Genomic DNA, 2,345 nt, shown 5'->3' on the forward strand with positions numbered 1-2,345 from the left:
CCATGCAGTCGCAGCCGCTGCTGGTTTCGGCCACCGCCCGCCGCGCCGAGGCGCGCGTGGCCCTGAAAACGGCCAGCGGCTTTGGCGGCTGCAACGGCGCTCTGGTGTTTGTACGCGAGTAGTCCGCCGCCGTTTTTGCCCGACCTTTGCTTTCCGTCCTGCCTTCTTTCTCATGCCTGCCACTCTCCAAATTCTGCGCGCTTGCTCGATTGCCGGCCACACGGTGCGCGTGAACGGCGCGGACGTGGTGACGGGCCCGGCCGGGCCATTTGGCGACTTTGCCGAGGCGGCCTACCGGCAGCTGGGCGTGGATTATCCGAAGTTTCACAAGATGGATAACCTGGCCAAGTTGGGTTTTCTGGCCGCTGAATACTTGTTGACCAATACCAACCCGCTGACCGGCACCGTGCCCGAGCAGCGCGGCATTGTAGTAGCCAACGCCACTTCCAGCCTCGACGCCGACCTGCGCTACCAGACGCAGGTGATGCAGCAGCGGCCCAGCCCAGCGCTGTTCGTGTACACGCTGCCCAATATCGCGCTGGGCGAAATCTGCATCCGGCACGGCATCAAGGGCGAAAATATGCTGTTTATCGCGCCGAACTACGAGGCCGCGCCGCAGGTTACTTACCTGAGCAGTTTGCTGGCAGCCGGCACGCTCACCACTGCCCTCGGGGGCTGGCTCGATTTTTCGAGTCGGGGCTACCAGGCGTTTCTTTACGTTGTCGGCGCCAGCGCCGACTCCACCCTGCCCGCGTTTACTTCGGAAAACGTGGCGCAGCTTTTTTCTTCCTAAGCCCGCAATGGACGCCCTCAAACAACAATTGAAGGAGCTGCTCGTCGAGCACCTCAACCTGAAAGACGTGAAGCCTGAGCAGATTGGCGACGACCAGCCTATCTTCGGCGAAGGCCTGGGACTCGACTCGATTGATGCCCTCGAAATCATCGTGCTGCTGCAGCAGCACTTCGGCATCCGCCTCACCAAGGCCGACAACGGCCCCCAGGTACTGGCCACGGTGAATTCGATGGCCGAGTACATCACCACGCACCGCAAGTAAAACGATGGGCGTAGCGGTAACGGGCGTGGGCATTATTTGTGCGCTGGGCACGAATCAGGACGAGGTCGTGGCTTCGTTCCGGGCGCACGCGTCGGGCATTGGGCCGGCGCAGCACCTGCCCACGCGCCACCGCGCCGATTTCGTGTTTGGCGAAGTGCCGTTGAGCAATGCCGAGCTGGCGGCGCAGCAGGGGCTGTCGGCCCGCCTCAGCCGCACCATTCTGCTCAGCCACCATGCCGCCCGCGAGGCCTACGCCACGGTGCCGGTGGCCCTGCGCGCTGAGCAGCGCGTGGGCTTCATCTCGGCCACCAGCGTGGGCGGCATGGACAAAACCGAGTCGTGTTTTGAAGACTACGTGCAGTCATCAACCGCCGGCGACCTGCGGCAGGTGATTAACCACGACTGCGGTAAATCGACGGATTTCGTGGCCGAGCAGCTGGGCATTCACGACTTCGTGACGACCATCAGCACGGCCTGCTCGTCGTCGGCCAACGCCATTATGCTGGGGGCGCGCATGATTGAAAGCGGGCAGCTCGACATCGTGGTGGCCGGCGGGGCCGACCCGCTTACCCGCTTCACATTCAATGGTTTTAATACGCTGATGATTGTGGACTCGCAGCAGACCCGCCCGCTCGACGCCAGCCGCGCGGGCCTGAACCTGGGCGAGGGCGCCGCCTACGTGGTGCTGATGCGCGCCGACCTGGCCGCTGCCAGCGGGGCCGCCGTGTATTGCCAGCTCAGCGGCTTCGGCAACAGCAACGATGCCCACCACCAAACGGCCCTGTCGGAAGCCGGCGAAGGTCCCTACCTGGCCATGACGCAGGCCCTGGCCGCCGCTGGCCTGCAACCGTCCGACATCGGCTACGTGAACCTGCACGGCACCGGCACCGAAAACAACGACCTAGCCGAGGGCACGGCCATCCGCCGCATTTTTAGCGACGCGGTGCCCAAGCTCAGCTCCACCAAGTCGTTCACGGGGCACACGCTGGCGGCCAGCGGGGCCATCGAGGCCGTGTTTTCGGCGCTGGCGGTGCGCGATGGGCTGCTATTCCCCAACTTCTCGTTCAGCACGCCGATTGAGGGGCCGGCGCTGCGGCCGGTGCAGCGGCTGCACGTCGATGCCCGCGTGCAACACGTGCTGTCGAACTCGTTCGGCTTCGGCGGCAACTGCTCCTCACTTCTCTTTTCCCGGGCTTAACGGATGGCGCTTTTTATTCACGGTATCGGCTCGATTGACCCCGCCCCGGCCCTGGTGCCGCCCGCCGCGGCGGTGGCCGCACGCACCGGCAA

At 64.6% G+C, this 2,345-nt stretch carries 3 protein-coding genes; all 3 read left to right on the plus strand.

The annotated features are described in order from the left end of the window. Positions 1-172 precede the first annotated feature (172 nt). From ACYVDE_RS20485 to ACYVDE_RS20495, 3 genes are read left to right on the plus strand one after another with little or no spacing between them, the layout of a single operon-like run. Entirely contained in the window at positions 173-793 is a 621-nt protein-coding gene (locus tag ACYVDE_RS20485) for a beta-ketoacyl-[acyl-carrier-protein] synthase family protein (protein ID WP_460503393.1), read from the plus strand. Between the two features lie 7 nt (positions 794-800). Next, positions 801-1,055, plus strand: a complete 255-nt coding sequence (locus ACYVDE_RS20490; RefSeq protein WP_460503394.1) for an acyl carrier protein — start codon at positions 801-803, stop codon at positions 1,053-1,055. 4 nt (positions 1,056-1,059) lie between these two features. Beyond that, the gene (locus ACYVDE_RS20495; RefSeq protein WP_460503395.1) at positions 1,060-2,253 is read left to right on the plus strand and encodes a beta-ketoacyl-[acyl-carrier-protein] synthase family protein; all 1,194 of its coding nucleotides are present in this window, start codon (positions 1,060-1,062) and stop codon (positions 2,251-2,253) included. The last annotated feature ends 92 nt before the right edge of the window (positions 2,254-2,345 follow it).

The sequence above is a fragment of the Hymenobacter agri genome, from assembly GCF_054778495.1.

What these genes read in the sequence shown, in the direction of transcription:
- ACYVDE_RS20485 (WP_460503393.1), top strand. Translation starts at nt 173, where the DNA reads ATGCCTGCCACTCTCCAAATTCTGCGCGCTTGCTCGATTGCCGGCCAC.
- ACYVDE_RS20490 (WP_460503394.1), top strand. Translation starts at nt 801, where the DNA reads ATGGACGCCCTCAAACAACAATTGAAGGAGCTGCTCGTCGAGCACCTC.
- ACYVDE_RS20495 (WP_460503395.1), top strand. Translation starts at nt 1,060, where the DNA reads ATGGGCGTAGCGGTAACGGGCGTGGGCATTATTTGTGCGCTGGGCACG.